Raw genomic sequence first — 19,682 nt, forward strand, 5'->3', positions numbered from 1 at the left:
CACGGGCGGGCGGACCGTCACACGGAAGGGGGCGTCACCGCGGCGCCGCCCGGCGCGGATGGCCCTGCCTCCCGACCATCAGTGCCTCGAAGGGCGCACGACCTCAAGGACATGTGAACCGAGGCCGCACGCGACTCCCTTCGAGACGCTCGCTGCGCAAGCTCCTCAGGGAGCGTCAGACCACCCCGGTCAGCTCGGCTGGTGGGGCGCGACGACGACCTCGATGCGCTGCAGCTCCTTGACCTCGGTGTAGCCGGTGGTGGCCATGGCCCGGCGCAGGGCGCCGATGAGGTTGGTCGTGCCGTCGGCGACCCGGCTGGGGCCGAAGAGGACCTCCTGGAGCGGGGCGACCGAGCCGACCTCGACCCGCGCGCCACGAGGCAGCTCGGGGTGGTGCGCCTCGGCCCCCCAGTGGAATCCGCGCCCGGGTGCATCGGTGGCTCGGGCGAGGGCGGCACCGAGCATGACCGCGTCGGCACCGCAGGCGATCGCCTTGACGATGTCGCCGCTCGTGCCCAGCCCGCCGTCGGCGATGACGTGGACGTAGCGACCGCCGGACTCGTCGAGGTAGTCACGGCGGGCCGCCGCGACGTCGGCGACCGCACTGGCCATCGGGGCGTGGATGCCGAGCGCCTGCCGGGTCGTGTGCGCCGCTCCCCCGCCGAAGCCGACGAGGACGCCCGCGGCACCGGTGCGCATCAGGTGCAGGGCTGCGGTGTAGCTCGCGGCGCCACCGACGATCACCGGCACGTCGAGCTCGTAGATGAACCGCTTGAGGTTGAGCGGCTCGCTGCGGCTGCTCACGTGCTCTGCGGAGACGGTCGTGCCGCGGATGACGAAGAGGTCGACCCCGGCGTCGACGACGGTCTTCCAGTGCTGCTGGGTGTTCTGCGGGCTGAGGGCACCGGCGACGGCGACCCCCGCGGCGCGCAGCTGGCGCAGCCGCTCGGTGATCAGCTCCGGCTGGATCGGGGCGGCGTAGATCTCCTGCATGCGCGCGGTCGCCAGGGCGGGGTCGAGCGAGGCGATCTCCGCCAGGAGCGGCTCGGGGTCGCTGTAGCGCGTCCACAGCCCCTCGAGGTCGAGCACCGGCAGCCCCCCGGCCTCGCCGAAGGCGATCGCCGTCGTCGGCGACATCACCGAGTCCATCGGCGCGGCGATGACCGGCATCTCGAAGTGGTAGGCATCGATCTGCCAGTCCAGGGAGACCTCCTCGGGGTCGCGCGTACGCCGACTCGGCAGCACCGCGATGTCGTCGAAGGAGTAGGCCCTGCGGCCCCGCTTGCCTCGGCCGATCTCGATCTCGTTCACCCGCACACCCTAATTGGCTTGGCCCCTCACCCACGAGGGCGCATACTTACTTGGCCGACGCATACATCTATCCGCGTGTGGCCAGGGTGGCGGCGAGGCCGCCGCCTCCCCCCTTCGCACTCTCCCAGGAGACTCCTGTGTCCGTCACCACGCACGACCCCTCACTGCCACCGGAGTACCCGGACAAGATCGACGCCGCCGTGCTCAAGATCGCCGGCGTCGTCGTCCTCGGCTCGATCATGTCGATCCTCGACATCACGGTCGTCAACGTCGCCCTGCCCCACTTCCAGACCGACCTGGCGACCGGCCCCGAGCCGCTGCACTACTCCACCGTCGCGTGGACCGTCACCGCTTACACGCTGGCTCTGGCCACGGTCATCCCGCTCACGGGCTGGGCTGCCGACCGCTTCGGCACCAAGCGCCTGTACCTCGCGGCCATCGCCTTCTTCGTCGCCGGCTCGGTCCTGTGCGCCTTGGCCCCGTCGATCGGCATGCTCATCGGCGCCCGCGTCGTCCAGGGCCTGGGTGGCGGCATGCTCATGCCGCTCGGCATGACGATCATGACCCGCGCGGCCGGCCCCGACCGCATCGGTCGGCTCATGGCGATCCTCGGCATCCCGATGCTCCTCGGCCCGATCGGCGGCCCGATCCTCGGCGGCTGGCTCATCGACAACGCCCACTGGCTGGGCCGTCCGAGCTGGACCTGGATCTTCCTCATCAACCTGCCGCTCGGCATCGTCGCGCTCGTCTACGCCGCGCTCGTCCTGCCCAAGGACCACACCGAGCCCACCGAGTCGCTCGACGTCGTCGGCCTGCTCCTCATGTCGCCCGGCCTGGCCCTCTTCCTCTACGGCGTCTCCTCGATCCCCGAGGAGGGCACGGTCAACTCGCCCAAGGTCTACGGCACGGCGCTGGCCGGGCTCGTCCTCATCCTCGCCTTCGCCTGGTGGTCGATGCGGCCCAAGCACCCGCTGCTCGACCTGCGCCTGCTCGCCAACCGGCAGTTCTCGGTCGCCGCGCTGACGATGTTCCTCTTCGCGGCAGCCTTCTTCGGCGGCCTGCTCCTCATGCCGACCTACTTCCAGCAGGTGCGCGGCGAGAGCACGACGATGGCCGGCGTGCTGATGATCCCGCAGGGTCTCGGCGCACTCGTCACCATGCCCATCGCCGGCATGCTCGTCGACAAGTACCCCGTCGGCCGGATCGTCCCGGTCGGCATCGCCCTGATCACCGGCGGCATGTTCGCCTTCACCCAGCTGTCGGCGGACTCGAGCTACTGGGGCTTCGTCATCCCGGCGCTCTTCGTCATGGGCCTGGGCATGGGCGCGACGATGATGCCGCTCATGACCAGCTCGCTCAAGGCCCTCACGGCCCACCAGGTCGCCCGTGGTTCGACCCTGCTCAACATCACCCAGCAGGTCGCCAGCTCCTTCGGCGTCGCCATCGCGTCGGTCGTGCTGACGCGCGGCTTCGAGGACCGGCCGCTCATCGGTCAGGCCCAGCAGTTCGGCGAGGAGAGCGCCAAGGCCACCGACCCGGGCGCGATGCAGGAGCTGCTCGCGAAGTTCCCCGAGGTCGCGCAGATCATGGCCCAGTACGCCTCCGACCCACAGGCCGGTGCCGCGGCGCTGATGCAGGCCGTGCGCGTCGACATGGCCGAGGCCTTTGCCGCGACCTACTGGGTCTCCGCCTTCATGTGCCTCGCGACCCTCGTCGTGGCGGCCTTCCTCCCGCGCAAGCGGGAGGAGAGCCACCTGCTCGACGAGGAGCCGGGCGAGAGCGCTCCGGTCCTCGTGCACTGAGGCCCTGCCCACCCCATGGCGAAGGGGGTCGCTCCCGTGACGGGAGCGGCCCCCTTCGTCGTGCTCGGAAGTTTTTGCAGACCACGCAACCGGCCGCACCCGAGGCACGTCTGGAGAGATGACGCGGGCCACAGGGGGCCGCAGATCATCAGGGGAGATCAGCAATGAAGCACGTGCGCACCACCACCACGACCGCCATCACGCTCGCGCTCGCCGCCACCGGCTTCGCCGGATGGGCGCAGGCCGCCGGCTCGGGCGGGTCCGCGGGCCCCAATGCCTGCGAGGGCAAGGGCAGCGGCTGCGTCATCGTCAGCCGGGCCGACGTCGACGGCGACGGGCGCTCCGACTCCGTCGCGCAGACGCACTGGGGTGCCACCGCCGAGGGCGGGGACAAGATCACCACCCGCGTGCACACCGCCGACGGCGAGCGGCTCCAGGTCGTCACCGACACCCAGCGCAGGATGGGCCGCGATGCCTTCTTCGGGGCCGCGAAGATCGACGGCGAGGCCGGCTACGAGCTCGTCACCAAGACCGACCTCGGCGCCCACACCGCCTACTCGCAGGTCCTCACCTATCGCGACGGACGGCTGACCACGCTCAAGGACCCGCGCTCCCGGTACCGCTGGGTCACCGACGGCTCGGTGTGGTCCTCGGTGGGCTACAAGCGGACGACGACGAGCACCGGCGCGGTCAAGGTCATCGCGTCCGAGGCCGCCCGCCCCGCCAACGGCGGCGCCTTCCGCCAGACCCTCTACTCCGCGCAGTGGAAGAACGGCGACTGGCAGCGGCTGAGCCTGCTCACCCGCACGGTCAGCGCCTCCATGGCCGGCGAGTGGAGCGGCTGGAACATCCCCTACCTGCCGAGCGGCATCTGACCGTCGTCGCGGTCGTCGGGGGACGGCCGGCGAGCACACGACGACCGGGGCCCCGGAATCCACACTGGGCCCCGGTCGTTGGGCACGATGGAGACACCCACGAGGGAAGGAACCCCCGAATGCGCAAGCTCAAGAACGCCGCCGTCATCATCACCGCCGCCGAGGCCGCCCGTCAGTGGGCGCACAACAACCCCGAGCAGGCCGCCAAGTTCATCGACACGGCCACCGGCTTCGTCGACAGCCGCACGAAGGGGAAGTACACCTCCCGGATCGCCGGCTTCTCCTCCATGGCGAAGAAGAACCTCACCGGCACCGACACGGTGCGCGGCTCGACCGTCCACGACCAGGCGCCGCCGAAGCCGCAGGGCTCGAAGCCCACCTTCCCCGACGGCCGACTCTGAGCTACACCTCGGTGGCCTCGAGGACGCGCAGCACGTTGCCGTGCGCGAGTGCCTCGAGGTCGCCGCGGCTCCAGCCCCGCTCCCCCAGCGCAGCGAGCAGGCGCGGATAGCTCGCGACGTCCTCGAGCCCGACGGGCGTCTCGTCGACGCCGTCGTAGTCGGCCCCGATGCCCACGTGCTCGACGCCGACGACCTCCCGCAGGTGCTCGAAGTGCGCGACGACGTGCTCGAGGGTCGCCACCGGGTCGGGCACGACGTCGGTGCGGCCGAGGACCTCGTCGGCGCGGGCCTGGTTGACGAACTTCGGCACGACATTGGCCATGACGATGCCGCCGTTGCCCGGGATGCGCTCGAGCACGTCGTCGGGGACATTGCGCGGGTGGTCACAGATCGCGCGGGCTCCCGAGTGGCTGAAGAGCACCGGCAGGCGGGTCGCGTCGAGCGCGTCGTGCATCGTCTCGGCGCTCACGTGGGACAGGTCGACCATGACCCCCAGGCGGTTCATCTCCGCGACGATCTCGCGCCCGACGTCGGTCAGCCCGCCGTGCACCCGCTCGTCGGTCGCCGAGTCCGCCCACGGCGTGTTGTCGTTGTGCGTGAGCGTCATGTAGCGCGCACCGCGGTCGGCGAAGTTGGCGAGGTGCTGGAGCGAGCCGTTGATGCTGTGCCCACCCTCCATGCCGACGAGCGCCGCGTGCTTGCCCTCCGCCCAGGCGGCGCGGACCTCGGCGACCGTGCGGGCCGGCACCATCTCGTCGTAGCGGCGGCACATCGCCTCGACGAAGTCGATCTGCTGGTGCGTCGCGACGACCGCGTCCTCACCCTCCATCGAGCACGGCACCCACACCGACCACAGCTGGGCGGCCAGACCCCCTTCGCGCATCCGCGGCAGGTCCGTGTGCAGGTGCGGCTGCGGTCGGGCGATGTCGCACGCGTCGAGGTCGTAGCCGGCCACCTCGCGGTGGTGCCAGGGCAGGTCGTTGTGGCCGTCGAGGACCGGGATCGGTGCGCTGGTCGTCATCACCCCAGTCAACCAGTCACCCGGGCCACCGGGTGCATGCTGGTGCCATGCGCCCCGGAGTCCACAACGCCATCACCGACGTGCCCGGCGTGCGCGTCGGCCACGCCACCCGTGACGAGCCCGGCTGGCTGACCGGCACGACGGTGGTCGTGCCGCCGCTCGGCACCACGGGTGGGGTCGACGTGCGCGGTGGCGGTCCGGGCACCCGCGAGACCGACCTGCTCGACCCTCGCAACCTCGTCGACGCCGTCGACGCCGTCGTCCTCTCGGGGGGCAGCGCCTACGGCCTGTCCGCCGCGGACGGTGTGGTCGCCGCACTCGCCGACGAGGGCCGCGGCTGGCCGATCGGCCCCGGGCCCGGCGAGGTCGTGCCGATCGTGCCCGCGGCGATCCTCTTCGACCTCGGGCGCGCCGGCGCCTGGCGCCACCATCCCGGACCGGCCGAGGGGCGCGCGGCCTACCTGGCGGCGAGCGACGGCCCGGTGGACGAAGGGAGTGTCGGCGCCGGCACCGGAGCCCGTGCCGGGGGCCTGCGCGGCGGCATCGGGTCGGCGAGCCTCGTCCTGTCGTCGGGCGCGACGGTCGGCGCTCTCGTCGCGGTCAACGCCGTCGGCTCACCCCTCTCCCCCGACGGCCGGCTGCTCGCCGAGCGCCTGCTCGCGCCGGGCGAGGTCGACGTGCCCGAGCCGGATCCCGTTGCGGTGCAAGCTCACTGGGAGCGCCAGGAGGCCGAGGCGCAGGCTCTGCGCGCGGGGACCGCCACGACGCTCGCGGTCGTCGCGACAGATGCCCGGCTCGACAAGGCCGGCTGTTCGAAGCTCGCGGGCGTCGCCCACGACGGCTTCGCCCGGGCCCTGTCCCCCGTGCACACGGCCTTCGACGGCGACACGGTCTTCGCGCTGTCGACACCGGGCGGGGTGACGTCGACTCCCTTCGACGTGGTGGAGCTGCAGACCGCGGCAGCCGACTGCGTGAGCCGGGCCATCGCCCGGGCGGTGCTGGCTGCCGGATCCGTCGACCGCAGCGAGGACGGTGGGGCCGTGCTGCCGGGTTACCGGGCGACGCTCAGTCGGAGGTGACGAAGGTCAGGTCGACGTCGCCGCTGGGGCCGTCGCCACTCGAGCCGTCGGAGATGTGGTGGTGCGCCTCGTGGCGGATGACCCAAACACACAGGGCGACGAGGGGGAAGCTGATCAGGGCGACACCGAGCGCCTCGTCGCGCATGACGAGGCCGGTGATGCCGGTGACCGTCAGGATCACGATCCCGACGAAGGCCGTGACCATGTGGAACCCCGCGAGGTCGCTGCGGGTCTCGCGGGTGCGCAACCAGCGGTGCCGCAGCAGCCCGGCAGTCCAGGAGAGCAGCCACCCGATCGGCAGCAGGACCAGGGAGAGCATGGCCCACTCGGGGGCGATCGTGTCCTGCAGCTTGCTCAGGACGACGCCGAGCACGACGAGGGCGGGCAACCAGGCGATGAGGCAGATGCCGCCGATCGTGCCCAGCAGGTCGAGGCCCCGGCCGCTGCCACGGGTCGACGTCGGGATCCCCGGCCCGACCTCACGACGACGCAGCGCGGCGGCACGCAGCTCGTCTTCGGTGGGCTCAGGTCGCTGACGGGCCGGTGCGCTGGCGTCACGCCGCCCCGCCTGGCGGGTGCGGGCCCCCTCGTCGGCCGCGACCCGCTCGGCGAATCGCTCCCGCTCGTGCGGCGGTGACCACCGGTCGATCCGCAGCTCGTTGCCGAAGACGTCGACGTGCACGCGCTCGTCCTTGAGCTGTCGCCACGTGTCGCGGACGTAGAAGACGAGCGCCGCACCGCCGAAGAGCACGAACCACGCGAGGAAGGTCGGCACGTGCGCGTCGGGCTCGGTCTGCCCCTCGACGAGCATGCGGGTGAGCATGGTCATGGCGAAGGACAGGACCGCCATGAGCAGGAGCACGACGGGCAGGCCGACGACGATCATCAGCCACCACATCGGCCCCAGGGCCTTGGGCTCGACGTGCTGCTCCCCCCGCGCAGACATGGTCAGCCCAGGCTGTAGTTGGGCGCCTCGACGATGCCCTGGATGTCGTGGGGGTGGCTCTCCTTGAGGGAGGCGGAGGTGATCCGGACGAACTTCCCCTTCGCCTGCAGCTCGGGGACGGTGCCCGCGCCGACGTAGAACATCGACTGCCGCAGGCCACCGACCATCTGGTGGGCGACCTGGGCGAGGGTGCCGCGGTAGGCGACCCGGCCCTCGATGCCCTCGGGCACGAGCTGGTCGTCGCTCGTGACCTCGGCCTGGAAGTAGCGGTCCTTGCTGAAGGACTTCTTGCCGCGGCTGCTCATCGCACCGAGGCTGCCCATGCCGCGGTAGGCCTTGAACTGCTTGCCGTTGACGAAGATCAGCTCGCCCGGGCTCTCCTCGCAGCCGGCGAGGAGCGAGCCGACCATGACGGTGTCGGCCCCGGCGACGATCGCCTTGGCGATGTCACCGGAGTACTGGAGGCCACCGTCGGCGATGACGGGGATGCCGGCGGGCTTGGCCGCGAGCGAGGCGTCGTGGACCGCGGTGATCTGCGGGGCGCCGACGCCGGTGACGATGCGGGTGGTGCAGATCGAGCCCGGCCCGACGCCGACCTTGATCCCGTCGACGCCGGCGTCGATGAAGGCCTGGGCCCCCTCGCGGGTGGCGACGTTGCCGCCGATGACCTGCACGTGCCGGGTGGCGGGATCGGACTTGAGCCGCTGGACCATCTCGAGGAGCAGCTTGACGTGGCCGTGCGCGGTGTCGGCGACGAGCACGTCGACACCGGCGTCGATGAGCGTGGTCGCCCGCTCCCACGCGTCGCCGAAGTAGCCGATGGCGGCACCGACGAGCAGGCGGCCCTGCGCGTCCTTGCTCGCATCGGGGAACTGCTCGCTCTTGACGAAGTCCTTGACGGTGATCAGACCGGCGAGCCGACCCTGCTCGTCGACGATCGGCAGCCGCTCGCGCTTGTGCTGGCGCAGCAGCAGGGTGGCGTCCTCCTGGGAGATGCCGACCGGGGCGGTGATGAGCGGCATCGGCGTCATGACGTCGCGCACGAGGGTCGTGGCCCACTCGGCGACCGGGGTGAAGCGCAGGTCGCGGTTGGTGATGATGCCGATGAGCACGTCGGACTCGTCGACGACGGGAAGCCCGGAGACGCGGTACTCGCCGCAGCGCTGGTCGAGGTCGTCGAGCGTCGCGTCGGGCCCGATGACGACGGGGTTGGTGATCATGCCCGTCTGGGTCCGCTTGACGAGGTCGACCTGGTAGGCCTGGTCCGCGATGGACAGGTTGCGGTGCAGGACACCGATGCCGCCCTGGCGAGCCATGGCGATCGCCATCCGCGACTCGGTGACGGTGTCCATCGCCGCGGAGATGAGCGGCGTCTTGAGGCTGATCTCGCGGGTCAGCCGACTCGTGGTGTCGAGGTCGCCGGGCGCCAGCTCGCTGTAGCCCGGCAGCAGCAGGACGTCGTCGTAGGTCAGGCCCACCTTGGCGAAGGGGTCGGGGGCCGCGCCCCCGGTGTGGTCACGGGCGGTCGGGTCACCGAAATCCATCTTTCTATCCTAAGCCACCCCGAGCACGCCTCCGGACCTGACCAATCACTGACCAACAGGCTCAACTTCAGGGCAAACCCATACCTTTTCGTCGACCTCTGTTTGCGCCGATCTTCTTAGGTTGGCAGAGAAATCACGGGGGTGCTCGACCTCCACAGCACCCTGAGCACGGAGGTAGACAGATGGCACAGGCAGACAAGGCGCCCGGTCCGGTCGCGGACCTGTGGGAGTGGCAGTTCGAGGGCGCGTGCCGCGAGACGGGCAGCGAGTCCTTCTACCACCCCGACGGCGAGCGCGGCGCGGCCCGCCGCCTCCGCGACGCGGCCGCCAAGGAGATCTGCACCGGCTGCCCCGTGATGCTCGCCTGCCGCGAGCACGCCCTCGCCATCCGTGAGCCCTTCGGCGTCTGGGGCGGCATGACCGAGGACGAGCGTCAGGTCGCCCTCGCCGAGCGCGACATCGCCGCCGCAGGCATCGCCGGCTGAGCGACGACTCGACGAAGGGGGGCGTCAGGCGCCCCCTTCGCGTCCTAGGCTGGTGGGGTGAGCTCTCCCGCACCGGTCCACATTCGTGACGAGTCCATCCGCCTCGGCCAGCTGCTCAAGCTCGCCGGCCTCGTGGAGGACGGCGCGATGGCTCGCGAGGTCATCGCCGCCGGCGAGGTGAGCGTCGACGGCCAGCCCGAGACGCGCCGCGGCGCGCAGGTCCGGGCGGGCAGCCTCGTGGACTTCGCCGGCCAGCAGGTCGAGGTCGTCACCGGAGAGGCCGAGATCGACGTCCCCTGGTGACGACGGTCCCTGAGGAGGTCGCGCAGCGACCGTCTCGATGGGTCAGCCCTCGGTGAGCATCCAGTCGAGCGCCTGGTCGACGTGGATCGCCGTGGTGTCGTGCAGCGGCACGGGGCAGTCGTCCTCCTCGAGCAGCAGGCCGAGCTCGGTGCCCGCGAGCACGACGCACTCGGCGCCCCGCTCGGCCATCCCCTGCATCACCGAGCGCAGGGCGCGCCGTGAGGTGTCCTTGATGACCCCGTGGACGAGCTCCTCGTAGATGATCCGGTCGACCTCGGGCCGCTCGGCCTCCTCGGGCAGGAGCACCTCGATGCCGCGCTCGACGAAGGGAGCGGTGTAAAAGTCCCCCGACATCGTCGTCAGCGTGGCGATCAGCCCGATCTTGCGCTGCCGCGAGGCCTCGACCCGGCGAGCGGTCGCCTCGGCGATGTGCAGGAAGGGCAGGTCGACCGCCTCGGCGACCTGGTCGGCCACGACGTGCATCGTGTTGGCGGCGAGGATGATGCCCTCCGCTCCCCCGGCCTGCAGGCTCCGGGCCCCCTCGACGAGCAGCCGGGCCATCTCGTCCCAGTCACCGGCATTTTCGGCGTCGTCGACCGGCTGGAAGTCGAGGCTGTGCACGAGGACACGGGCGCTGTGCAACCCGCCCAGGCGCGCGTCGACCCCTTCGTTGAGACGGCGGTAGTACTCCGCCGTCGCCGACCAACCCATTCCGCCGAGGACACCAAGGAGACGCATGGGCACACCCTAGCCAGCAGGCTTGCGCGCGTGGGGCCTTCGTTCCGCCTTGTGGTTCGCATCGCGGGCGGTTGTCCGGCCACATCCGGCCCGGGCATACCCTGCAGGCGTGAAGGTGCTGCTGCTCGAGAACATCCACGACGTCGCCCGTGACGCCCTGACCTCCGCCGGCTTCGAGGTCGAGACCCGCTCCGGGGCCCTCGACGAGACCGAGCTGATCTCCGCCCTCGAGGGCGTCGACCTGCTCGGCATCCGCTCCAAGACCAAGGTGACCCAGGCGGTCATCCAGGCCCGGCCCGAGCTCAAGGCCGTCGGCGCCTTCTGCATCGGCACCAACCAGATCGACCTCGACGCGGCCGCCCAGGCCGGCACCGTCGTCTTCAATGCCCCCTTCTCCAACACGCGCAGCGTCGTCGAGCTGGCCCTGGGCGAGATCATCGCCCTCGCCCGCCACCTGACGGACAAGAACGCCGCGCTCCACGCCGGTGTCTGGGACAAGTCGGCCAAGGGCGCCCACGAGGTGCGCGGCCGCACGCTCGGCATCGTCGGCTACGGCAACATCGGCGCCCAGCTGTCGGTCGTCGCCGAGGCCTTCGGCATGCACGTGTCCTTCTACGACCTCGAGGACAAGCTGCCCCTGGGCAATGCCGCGAAGTGCACCTCGCTCGACGAGCTGCTCGAGACCTGCGAGACGATCACGCTCCACGTCGACGGCCGCGCGGGCAATGCCGGCACCTTCGGCGCCGAGCAGTTCGCCAAGATGCGCCCGCGCAGCCTCTTCCTCAACCTCTCGCGCGGCTTCGTCGTCGACCTCGAGGCCCTGCGCGACAACCTCGTCTCGGGGCACATCGCCGGCGCGGCCGTCGACGTCTTCCCGAGCGAGCCCAAGAAGGCGGGCGACCCCTTCGAGAACTGCCTGCAGGGCATCCCCAACGTCATCCTCACCCCGCACGTCGGTGGCTCCACCGAGGAGGCGCAGTACGACATCGGCCGCTACGTCGCCGGCAAGCTGCGCGACTGGGCCGACACCGGCGCGACCTCGATGTCGGTCAACGTCCCGGCCGTCGCTGCGCCCGTCGCCGTGGGTAGCACCCGCATCCTCCACCTGCACAAGAACGTCCCCGGCGTCCTCGCCCGGGTCAACACGATCCTGTCCGAGGGCGACGTCAACATCGACAGCCAGCAGCTGAGCACCAAGGGCGAGTACGGCTACGCCGTCACCGACCTCGCGAGCGGCCTGCCCGCCGACACCGAGCAGCGTCTGCGCGACCTGCCCGAGACCGTCGAGGTCCGGGTCATCGTCACGGCCTGATCCCCCTTCGCGGGTGGAGGGGGTCACTCCCCGTCGCGCAGCGCAGCCACGTCTGAGGCCCGCACGATGCGGGCTGAAGCGACCCAGGCAGCCGCCGCCGTCCCCCCGGTCATGAGCACCACGACGCCGGCAACGAGCCACCAGTCGACAGCGAAGGGGACCTCGTTGTCCGGGAGAACTGCCGACAGAAGTCAGGCAGTTGTTGGTGGTTCGGTGGGTGGTTCAGTGGGTTGATCAGGAACGGGCCGTGCCGTCGTGGCGGCCTCGGCGTCGATCAGCTTTCGGCGGAGGATCTTCCCCACCGGGCTCTTCGGAATCTCCGGCACGATCTCGACACGCTTGGGTACCTTGTACGGCGACAGACCGGAGTCGTTCTTGGCCCAGTCGAGGATCTGCGCGCTGAGCCCACTCGGGTCGACTCCGTCAACCGGCACGACGAAGCAGGTCACGGACTGCCCCCAGCGTTCGTCCGGAAGGCCAACGACGACCACCTCGCCGATCGCCGGGTGGTGGGACAGGACGTCTTCCACCTCGACCGGGTGGACGTTTTCGCCGCCGGTGATGATCATGTCGTCGACGCGGCCCTCGACCCACAGGTCGCCGTCCTCGTCGACCCGCCCGACGTCCCCGGTGTGGTACCACCCGTGGCGAATCGACTTCGCGTCGGCGTCAGGACGCTGCCAGTAGCCGGCGAAGGCCTCGGGGCAGCGCAGATCGACCACGATTTCGCCCTCGGTTCCCACCGGCAGGGAGTCATGAGCCTCATCCGAGGTGGGGTCCACGACCCGCCAGCGTCCGAACACACCCGGGCGTCCGGCTGCGCCCGGCTTGGCGGCGGCGTCGGCGGCGATGGAGAAGGTGTAGACCTCGCTGGATCCGTAGTGGTTGACGAACACCTCGGGGTGGATCGCCTGCACCAACTGCTCGCAGAGCGCGGAGGTCATTGGTGCCCCGGCGAAGGCCAGCTTGCGGACGCTGCCGGCCACCCTTTCCATGTCGCCACCCTTGTTCACAACGGACCAGAAGGCCGTCGGCACCAGGTAGAGCGCCGTCACGCCCTCCTGTTCGATCAGGTCGACTGCTTCGCCTGGGTTGAACACCGGCTGGACGACGAAGGTGCCGCCCACCACCACCATCGAGAGCAACGAGCGCAGGCCCATCGTGTGGTAGAGCGGCATCGCGCCGAGGGTGATCTCCCCCGGGGCGTAACGGGCCTGCACGACGTGCCCCACCGAAGCGGCATGCTCGTTGCTCTGGGTGCGCGGCACCCCCTTGGGCCGCCCGGTGGTGCCACTGGTGTAGAGCATCACGCTCCAGTCGTCCGGCCCGACCTCGACGCCCGGGTCAGTGGGGTCCGCCCCGGCCACCGCTTGCTCGAAGTCCTGAGCCCCGGCCACCGCATCGGTGTCGACTGACAGCACGATCGGTGAAACCTTCGACGCGCTGAGCACCTCGGCGGCCATCGAGCCGGCGACGTCGTCCACCACGACCACTGTCGGGGTCGAGTCGTCCAGGCAGTGCACCAACTCGACCTCGCCGAGTCGGATGTTGTACGGGGTGGACATCACGCCGATCTTCTGCAGCGCCAGGTGGGTGGAGGCCATCTCCTCGCTGTTGGACAGGAGCAACCCGACCCTGTCGCCTCGACGTACGCCGAGGGAGGTCATCAGGTTCGCGATCCGATTTGTCCGCTCGTCGAGCTCGCGGTAGGTCAGTCGGCGCTGGCCTGCGAACGCGAGCCGCTCGGGGTGACGTTCAGCCGCCCAGGTAAGGGTTCTTCCGAGTTCCATGTCAATTCCTTCTGGAGAACAGTCGAACGAGCGCTGCCACACGGGAGCGAATGAGGGCCATCACCATCGACAGTGCGCTGGCCGGGGCGGCCTCGGTGGGCGCCTCACCGCGTGCGGCGGCCTCGATGTTGCTGGCGAACTGCTGGAACATGTCCCGGCTGACGTCGTTGACCAGGCCGCGACCAAACTGCGCGATCCGGCCCGCCATGTGGAGTTCGGCCGTGGCGCGCAGGGCGGTCCGCCCGTCCCCCTGCGGTTCCGCGACCAGGTCGACGACGGCCGCGACGTCGCCGGAGGACGCGTCCGCGGCTTGGCCGATCACCTTGACCCGGTGCGTTCCCTCGTCCCGCTCGACGATCCGCACGTCCCCGAGGAACGCGAGTCGTACCGGGCCGAGGCTGACCCGCATCCGCCCCTTGTACTGGTCGTCGCCGAAGTCCTCGATGATCTCCGCCCCCGGCAGGCAGGCGGCGAGCGTTGAGGTACTTTCGATGATCGACCAGATCCGGTCGATCGGCTCGTCGGCCACGGTGTCCACCGTGACGACGGCGGTGGGCTCGCCCGAGGGAACGCTGATCTCGGCCCGTCCCCCGGTATTTGCCTGTTCGAGCTCCATCGGCTCACCGGCTCCGCCGAGGGTCGCCCGCGGCAGCCGGGGTTCGGGTTGGGCGCAGTTGCGCGGTCTTGGCACCCCGTCGGGGTACTTCCGGGCCACGTCGGCGACGGCGTCGACAATGTTGCGGTATCCGGTGCACCGGCACAACACGCCGGACAGTTGGTCCGGCAGTTCTTCCTCGCTCGGCTGCTCGTCGGTCTTCAGCAGGTCGTAGGCACTCATGATCTGCCCCGGGGTGCAGAACCCGCACTGCAGTGCGTGGTGGCTGCCGAAGGACTCTTGCAGGGGATGCAGGTCGGAGGGAGTGCCCATTCCCTCAACGGTCAGCACCTCGGAGCCGTCGACCTGGCAGGCCAGCGTCAAGCAGGCGCGGGCCGCGTCGCCGTCGACCAGCACCGTGCAGAGGCCACAGACGCCGTGCTCGCAGCCCAGGTGAGTCCCGGTCAGGCCGAGATGGTCACGGAGCGCGTCCGCCAGTGTCACCCGCGGGGCGACGTATACGGTCGCGGGTCGACCGTTGATGATGAAATCGACCCTCATCAACTCGTCGGCGGCACAACGCACCCCCGGCGCCTGCTGTCCTCGGCGCCTGCGGTGCCGCCGAAGCGGGGCGAGTGCCCGTTCGCGGAGTTCGGTCATCAGTGGTTCCTCCTCATGCTGCGCTGGGTGGCGGAGATCAACTCGCGGCCACCGAGCACGCGCACCAACCGTCGACGGTAAGCAGCGCTGGCGTGCTTGTCTCCGCCGGTGGTGACCAGCGCGTCGGCCGCCTCCGCCAGTGCGTCGCTCACCCGGCCGGCGTCTGCCCGCTGCACTTCGCCCGACAGCAGTTCGCCCACTGCATCAGTGACGTCGATCAGCTGCGGGCGATCCGCGACCCCGAAGGCGCCGATCCGGGCCCGTCGGACGCGATCGCCGTCCGTCTCCACCATGGCCGTGATCCCGACCAGTGCGAAGTCGCCGTGCCTGCGGGCCGTCTCGGCGAAGCCGAAACCCTGCCCCGGCCGGGCGCGAGGGAAGTCGACGTACTCCAGTACCTCCCCCGGTTCCAGGGCCGTGGTCATCGCTCCGCGGAAGAACTCCGCGGCGGTGAGTTCCTTGGTCCCCTTGGGCCCGTTGACACCAAACCGGGCGCCGAGGGTGAGTGCCACCGCCGGTAGCTCCGAGGCGGGATCCGCGTGTGCCAGTGATCCGCACACGGTCCCCCGGCTCCGGATCTCCCGGTGGCCGATCCAGGGCAGGGCCCGTGACAGCAGCGGAACTCCGAGGTCGCGGTGTCGCTCGACTGTGCGCTGCCGCACCGCGGCCCCGATCCGAACGTGGTCAGCAGTTTCGATCTGCTGCCACCGCTCCACTCGAGTGATGTCGACGAGCGTGGTCGGCCGCCCCAGCCGCATCGCGAGCACTGGCACCAACGACTGGCCACCGGCGATGACCTTCGCCTCGCCATGGGCCTGCGCGGCAGCCAGTTCCGCCACGACGTCCTGCGGAGTCGTCGGACGGACGTACGCGAAGGGAGCGGCCTTCATGTCAGCGGTTCCGGAACTGCGGCTTGCGGTTTTCCCCGAAAGCAGCGACACCCTCGGCGAAGTCCTCGGTGGCGCGCAGCATCGCGTACGACTTGCGCTCCAGCTCGACACCGGTGGCCAGCGGGCCGTCGATGCCACGGTCGAGGACTTCCTTGGCGGTCCGCAGTGCCACGGAGGAGAAGCCGAGCAGGGAGGACACGACGCGCTCGACCTCGTCCTCCATTGCCTTCTTGTCCGCGGAGGCACTGGCCACCAGACCCCAGTCCTGGGCCTGCTGGCCGGTGATCCGTTCGCCGGTGAGGATGTGGTACTTCGCGCGAGACAGCCCGATCAGCCGGGACAGCCGCTGGGTCCCACCCGAACCGGGCATCATCCCGAGCTTCATCTCCGGCAGCGCGAACGAGGACCGCTGAGTGGCCAGCCGAATGTCTGTGGACAGCACGAGCTCCAGGCCGACGCCGAAGCAGTAGCCGTCGATCGCCGCGATAACCGGCTTCGGGGACCGGCTTGCTGCGGTGACGTCGTGGCCGAGATCGGTCAGGTCGAAGGGGGCCACCTCCATGAAGCCGGCGATGTCGCCACCGGAGGTGAAGTTCTCACCCTCACCACGGATGACCACGACCCGAACGTCATCGTCGGCATCGATCTCGGAGAACCGTTCGGCCATCAAGGCCCGCATCTCCATGGTGACGATGTTGAGCCGACCGTGGTCGAGGGTGAGGTTGGCCACGCGGCCGTCATGGCTGCGCTCGAGCCGGATGTCGCCTCCGGTGGTGGGCATGGCATTCCTTTCGATGGGTGTGCTGGGGGATCTTGTGCTGGGGGTTGGGCTGCAGGTGTTGTCGTCAGTCGTTCGGGTACAGCAGGTCGTGCAGCACGCTGGGGTGGACGGGCAGGGAGTTGATCTCCACCCCGTGCTCGCTGATGGCGTCCTCGACAGCATTCGCGAGGGCCACGGGGAAACTCATGCTGGCGCCCTCACCGGCTCCCTTGGCACCCAGCCGGGTGAGCGGGGAGGGGGTCTCGATGTGATCCATCCGGAACGGAAACATCGACTCCGCCGAGGTGGGCACCAGGTAGTCCATGAAGGTGGAGACGGGCTGCCCCGAATCGGAGTAGCTCATCTCTTCGTACATGGCACCGCCGAGGGCCTGGACCATCGCACCGTGCACCTGACCTGTGAACAACTGCTCGTTCAGGATGGTGCCGGCGTCGTGAACGCTGACCACGTCGTCGATGGTGATCTCCAGCGTCTCCGGGTCGATCCGAACACTCACCAGGTCGGCGACGAAGCCGTAGCACAGCGACGAGTTGACCTGGTCGGTGCGCGACGGCGCCTGTGCCTGCGGGGGCGTGAAGGCGACGTTCACCTCGAGCGTGGCCTCTTCGCCTCCCGGCAGGCGGCCCGGATCCCAGTGGATCAGGCCGGCGGCGTGCTTGAACGACACTGACTTCTCCGGGTCGCCCTTGACACGGACGGTGCCTTGGTGGAGTTCGAGCAGGTCCGCGGTGGTGTCGAGCATCAGGGCAGCGGCCCTCTTGATCCGCTCACCGATCTCACGGGCCCCGTCCACCAGTGCGGAGGTGAGCAGCGGGGAGAATCGTGAGGAGTAGCTGCCGGAGGTGATGGTCCACGCCGTGGTGGCGGTGTCCATCACCACGGTCGGCACCACCTGCTCCTCGGGTAGACCGAGTTCGCGGGCGACCACCTGGCGCGCGACCGTGGCATGCCCCTGGCCCTGCGGGACGGTGCCGAGGGTGATGCCGACGTTGCCTTGCGGATCAACGCTGAGGTGTACGTGTTCCGTCGAACCCGACTTGCCACGTCCGGGCGGACGGTTCTCCGCTGGGGTGGCCAGCCCGACGTAGCCGATGTTGGTCCCGGACGGTTCGACGATCAGCGCAACCCCGGTTCCGACCAGTTCGCCGCGCGCCCGGGCTTCGGCCTGGCGGGCCAACAGGGCTTGGTAGTCGGAGTTGTCCTCGAGGTGTTCCACCACCTTCTGGTAGTTGCCCGAGTCGTAGATCCCACCCGTCGGGGTGGCGTACGGGAAGGACTCCGCTCCGATCAGGTTTCGCTTGCGGAACTCCAGCCGATCCAGCCCGACCGCCTTGGCAGCCTTGTCCATGATCCGTTCCAGGGCGAAGTAGAGCTGCTGGCCGCCGAAGCCACGGTTCAGCCCGGTCGGGCACTTGTTCGTGACCACTGCCCGGGACCGGAGTCGGACGTGCTCGATGCCGTACGCCCCGGTCATGTTGCCGAAGCAGCGGTAGAGGGTGGCGGGCTCGGGCGGGCGCAGGTATGCGCCGACGTTCTCCACGAAGTCGATGTCGATGGCCTGGATGATGCCGGCCGCGTCGATGGCGGTCCGGACCTTCATGTGTCGGTCCGACCCGGCTGAGCTGGCGAGCAGGTGCTCGGAGCGATCCTCCGACCAGCGCACCGGTCGACCCGCGTGCCGAGAGGCCAGCGCCATCAACGCGATGTAGGGGTAGATGCCCGCCTTGATGCCGAATGACCCGCCGTTGTCGGCCGGGACGTGCAGGCGCAGCTGAGAGGTGGTCAGCCCCATTGCCCCACAGAGCACCGGGACCATCGAGAAGGGCCCGTGGAAGTTCGACCAGACCGTCACCTCGGGGCGTTGGGGACCATCGACCCAGTTGGCCACCACGTTGTAGCACTCCATCGGGGTGGAGGAGTACCGCGGGAAGTAGTACTCACCCTCGACCACGTGGGCGGCATCGGCGAAGGCCTCGTCCACCTCGCCGAAGTTGAAGGTGCGATCGCTCGCGACGTTGGTCTTGCTGCGCTCGTGCAGCAGCGGGGAGTTCGGGGTGATGGCCTTCATCGCATCCACGACGACGGGTTCGAGCTCGTAACTGATGTCCACCAGGTCGCCGGCGTCCTCGGCGGTGTATCGATCGGTGGCGACGACCACGGCAACCGGCTCCCCGACGTAGCGGACCTTGTCGGTCCCGGTCGGGTAGTAGTCCATCGGTGCCCGCAGCGAAAGGGGGAAGGGCTTCAAGGCTGCAAGGACTTCTTCTGGCCCGATCACCGCGGCCACGCCGGGATGGTTCCGAGCGCGTTGCAGGTCGACGGAGGTGATCTTGGCGTGTGCGTTCGGGCTCCGGACGATGGCGGCGACGAGGGTGCCCGGAATGGGGTCGAGGTCGTCGAGGAAGGAGCCCTTGCCGGTGACAAGGTTGGCGTCCTCGAGCCTGGACATCGCCGTTGAAGTCATCCCCACACCTTTCACCGTGTGACATGCACCGTCCATTTCGGACCGTCTTGACTGAACCATATGTTTACCATGTGGGCATGTCAAGGGACCGCCTCACTGTCACCTCCTTCCTGGTGCTCGGGCTGATTGCTCTCCGCGGACCCTCCACCTCGTACGACTTGAAGCGGGCCTCCGGCCACTCGATCGGCTACTTCTGGCCGTTCCCGCACGCCCAGCTCTACTCGGAGCCGCGCAAGCTCGCCGACGCCGGGCTGCTCACGGTCGAGGAGGAGGCGAACGGGCGCCGTCGCCAGACCTTCTCGATCACCGAGGAGGGGCGTGAGGCACTGGTGGCGTGGCTCGACCAACCGATCACCGATCCGATGCAGATCCGCGACGTCGCGGAGCTGAAACTCTTCTTCAGCGAGTTGATGGGACCCGACACGGAGCGACGGTTGGCCGCCGACCAAATCAAGCAACACACGGCCCGACTCGCCGAGTACCACTCCATCCAGGAGCGGTTCGCCGACCGTGCCGATGTGGCCTCGCGGATGATCCCGCTCGAGCTGGGAATCGCGATGACCGAGGCAGCGCTGGCCTTCTGGGTGGACTTGGCCGAGCGGCTCGATCCCGAGGACTGACCCTCAGCGCCACCGGCTGCGGCCCGCGGCAGCCTCGCTGGGGCGGTCTTTCACAGCGATCAGGG

General features: G+C 69.8%; 18 protein-coding genes. 8 read left to right on the forward strand and 10 right to left on the reverse strand.

All coding sequences use genetic code 11. The annotated features are described in order from the left end of the window. Positions 1–189 precede the first annotated feature (189 nt). Entirely contained in the window at positions 190–1,311 is a 1,122-nt protein-coding gene (locus H7A72_RS12260; RefSeq protein ID WP_072625303.1) for a GuaB3 family IMP dehydrogenase-related protein, read from the reverse strand. Positions 1,312–1,448: 137 nt separating this feature from the next. On the opposite strand from H7A72_RS12260, the gene H7A72_RS12265 reads away from it, so the two are divergent. From H7A72_RS12265 to H7A72_RS12275, 3 genes are all read left to right on the forward strand, one after another. After that, entirely contained in the window at positions 1,449–3,113 is a 1,665-nt protein-coding gene (locus tag H7A72_RS12265; RefSeq protein WP_185220709.1) for a DHA2 family efflux MFS transporter permease subunit, read from the forward strand. Between the two features lie 173 nt (positions 3,114–3,286). Beyond that, positions 3,287–3,988 carry a hypothetical protein gene (locus H7A72_RS12270; protein WP_185220710.1) on the forward strand — a complete coding sequence of 234 codons (702 nt, stop codon included), beginning with the start codon at positions 3,287–3,289 and terminating at the stop codon, positions 3,986–3,988. A gap of 119 nt (positions 3,989–4,107) precedes the next feature. Then, a complete protein-coding gene (locus H7A72_RS12275) occupies positions 4,108–4,389 on the forward strand; it encodes an antitoxin (RefSeq protein ID WP_072625306.1) in 282 nt (93 codons plus the stop codon). A 1-nt stretch (position 4,390) separates the two neighbouring features. Here the strand turns inward: H7A72_RS12275 and H7A72_RS12280 are convergent, their stop codons facing one another. Continuing rightward, entirely contained in the window at positions 4,391–5,410 is a 1,020-nt protein-coding gene (locus H7A72_RS12280) for a dipeptidase (RefSeq protein WP_185220711.1), read from the reverse strand. A 47-nt stretch (positions 5,411–5,457) separates the two neighbouring features. Here H7A72_RS12280 and H7A72_RS12285 point away from each other — a divergent pair, with 47 nt between their 5' ends. Next, the gene (locus tag H7A72_RS12285) at positions 5,458–6,489 is read left to right on the forward strand and encodes a P1 family peptidase (RefSeq protein ID WP_185220712.1); all 1,032 of its coding nucleotides are present in this window, start codon (positions 5,458–5,460) and stop codon (positions 6,487–6,489) included. Here the strand turns inward: H7A72_RS12285 and H7A72_RS12290 are convergent. Both H7A72_RS12290 and guaB read right to left on the reverse strand, forming a co-directional pair. Further along, positions 6,476–7,435, reverse strand: a complete 960-nt coding sequence (locus H7A72_RS12290; RefSeq protein ID WP_185220713.1) for a hypothetical protein — start codon at positions 7,433–7,435, stop codon at positions 6,476–6,478. The genes H7A72_RS12285 and H7A72_RS12290 overlap by 14 nt on opposite strands. A gap of 2 nt (positions 7,436–7,437) precedes the next feature. Next, positions 7,438–8,979 (reverse strand): IMP dehydrogenase, encoded by a 1,542-nt coding sequence (guaB, locus tag H7A72_RS12295; RefSeq protein ID WP_185220714.1) that lies wholly within the window; start codon positions 8,977–8,979, stop codon positions 7,438–7,440. 182 nt (positions 8,980–9,161) lie between these two features. Between guaB and H7A72_RS12300 the strand changes: the two genes are divergently transcribed. Together H7A72_RS12300 and H7A72_RS12305 are read left to right on the forward strand one after the other, a co-directional pair. After that, a complete protein-coding gene (locus tag H7A72_RS12300; protein WP_084450215.1) occupies positions 9,162–9,464 on the forward strand; it encodes a WhiB family transcriptional regulator in 303 nt (100 codons plus the stop codon). A 57-nt stretch (positions 9,465–9,521) separates the two neighbouring features. After that, positions 9,522–9,767, forward strand: coding sequence for an RNA-binding S4 domain-containing protein (locus H7A72_RS12305; protein WP_084450214.1), 246 nt, complete (start codon positions 9,522–9,524; stop codon positions 9,765–9,767). A gap of 42 nt (positions 9,768–9,809) precedes the next feature. Here the strand turns inward: H7A72_RS12305 and H7A72_RS12310 are convergent, their stop codons facing one another. Then, positions 9,810–10,505: an aspartate/glutamate racemase family protein gene (locus H7A72_RS12310; RefSeq protein ID WP_084450404.1), complete on the reverse strand. Its 696-nt coding sequence runs from the start codon at positions 10,503–10,505 to the stop codon at positions 9,810–9,812. A 109-nt stretch (positions 10,506–10,614) separates the two neighbouring features. Between H7A72_RS12310 and serA the strand changes: the two genes are divergently transcribed. Continuing rightward, complete coding sequence (gene serA / locus H7A72_RS12315) at positions 10,615–11,817, forward strand: phosphoglycerate dehydrogenase (protein WP_185220715.1); 1,203 nt, start codon at positions 10,615–10,617, stop codon at positions 11,815–11,817. 191 nt (positions 11,818–12,008) lie between these two features. Here the strand turns inward: serA and H7A72_RS12320 are convergent, their stop codons facing one another. The 5 genes from H7A72_RS12320 to H7A72_RS12340 form a co-directional block, all read right to left on the reverse strand. Then, positions 12,009–13,607: a class I adenylate-forming enzyme family protein gene (locus H7A72_RS12320; RefSeq protein ID WP_185220716.1), complete on the reverse strand. Its 1,599-nt coding sequence runs from the start codon at positions 13,605–13,607 to the stop codon at positions 12,009–12,011. 1 nt (position 13,608) lies between these two features. Further along, the gene (locus tag H7A72_RS12325) at positions 13,609–14,862 is read right to left on the reverse strand and encodes a 2Fe-2S iron-sulfur cluster-binding protein (protein ID WP_185220717.1); all 1,254 of its coding nucleotides are present in this window, start codon (positions 14,860–14,862) and stop codon (positions 13,609–13,611) included. Next, the gene (locus tag H7A72_RS12330) at positions 14,862–15,752 is read right to left on the reverse strand and encodes a xanthine dehydrogenase family protein subunit M (RefSeq protein ID WP_185220718.1); all 891 of its coding nucleotides are present in this window, start codon (positions 15,750–15,752) and stop codon (positions 14,862–14,864) included. The genes H7A72_RS12325 and H7A72_RS12330 overlap by 1 nt, the downstream gene beginning before the upstream one ends. 1 nt (position 15,753) lies before the next feature. Next, positions 15,754–16,533, reverse strand: a complete 780-nt coding sequence (locus H7A72_RS12335) for an enoyl-CoA hydratase/isomerase family protein (RefSeq protein ID WP_084450209.1) — start codon at positions 16,531–16,533, stop codon at positions 15,754–15,756. A gap of 64 nt (positions 16,534–16,597) precedes the next feature. Then, positions 16,598–18,997 carry a xanthine dehydrogenase family protein molybdopterin-binding subunit gene (locus H7A72_RS12340; RefSeq protein WP_185220719.1) on the reverse strand — a complete coding sequence of 800 codons (2,400 nt, stop codon included), beginning with the start codon at positions 18,995–18,997 and terminating at the stop codon, positions 16,598–16,600. 77 nt (positions 18,998–19,074) lie between these two features. Here H7A72_RS12340 and H7A72_RS12345 point away from each other — a divergent pair, with 77 nt between their 5' ends. After that, positions 19,075–19,617 carry a PadR family transcriptional regulator gene (locus H7A72_RS12345; RefSeq protein WP_185222392.1) on the forward strand — a complete coding sequence of 181 codons (543 nt, stop codon included), beginning with the start codon at positions 19,075–19,077 and terminating at the stop codon, positions 19,615–19,617. Positions 19,618–19,682 lie beyond the last annotated feature (65 nt).

Source organism: Janibacter sp. YB324, from assembly GCF_014217915.1.
Taxonomy (GTDB): domain Bacteria; phylum Actinomycetota; class Actinomycetes; order Actinomycetales; family Dermatophilaceae; genus Janibacter; species Janibacter indicus.

Bases quoted from the DNA above. Each gene is read 5' to 3' on its own strand.
- H7A72_RS12275 (WP_072625306.1), top strand. From the start codon at position 4,108: ATGCGCAAGCTCAAGAACGCCGCCGTCATCATCACCGCCGCCGAGGCC.
- H7A72_RS12280 (WP_185220711.1), bottom strand. From the start codon at position 5,410: ATGACGACCAGCGCACCGATCCCGGTCCTCGACGGCCACAACGACCTG.
- H7A72_RS12285 (WP_185220712.1), top strand. From the start codon at position 5,458: ATGCGCCCCGGAGTCCACAACGCCATCACCGACGTGCCCGGCGTGCGC.
- H7A72_RS12290 (WP_185220713.1), bottom strand. From the start codon at position 7,435: ATGTCTGCGCGGGGGGAGCAGCACGTCGAGCCCAAGGCCCTGGGGCCG.
- guaB (WP_185220714.1), bottom strand. From the start codon at position 8,979: ATGGATTTCGGTGACCCGACCGCCCGTGACCACACCGGGGGCGCGGCC.
- H7A72_RS12300 (WP_084450215.1), top strand. From the start codon at position 9,162: ATGGCACAGGCAGACAAGGCGCCCGGTCCGGTCGCGGACCTGTGGGAG.
- H7A72_RS12310 (WP_084450404.1), bottom strand. From the start codon at position 10,505: ATGCGTCTCCTTGGTGTCCTCGGCGGAATGGGTTGGTCGGCGACGGCG.
- H7A72_RS12320 (WP_185220716.1), bottom strand. From the start codon at position 13,607: ATGGAACTCGGAAGAACCCTTACCTGGGCGGCTGAACGTCACCCCGAG.
- H7A72_RS12325 (WP_185220717.1), bottom strand. From the start codon at position 14,862: ATGACCGAACTCCGCGAACGGGCACTCGCCCCGCTTCGGCGGCACCGC.
- H7A72_RS12330 (WP_185220718.1), bottom strand. From the start codon at position 15,752: ATGAAGGCCGCTCCCTTCGCGTACGTCCGTCCGACGACTCCGCAGGAC.
- H7A72_RS12335 (WP_084450209.1), bottom strand. From the start codon at position 16,533: ATGCCCACCACCGGAGGCGACATCCGGCTCGAGCGCAGCCATGACGGC.
- H7A72_RS12340 (WP_185220719.1), bottom strand. From the start codon at position 18,997: ATGACTTCAACGGCGATGTCCAGGCTCGAGGACGCCAACCTTGTCACC.
- H7A72_RS12345 (WP_185222392.1), top strand. From the start codon at position 19,075: ATGTCAAGGGACCGCCTCACTGTCACCTCCTTCCTGGTGCTCGGGCTG.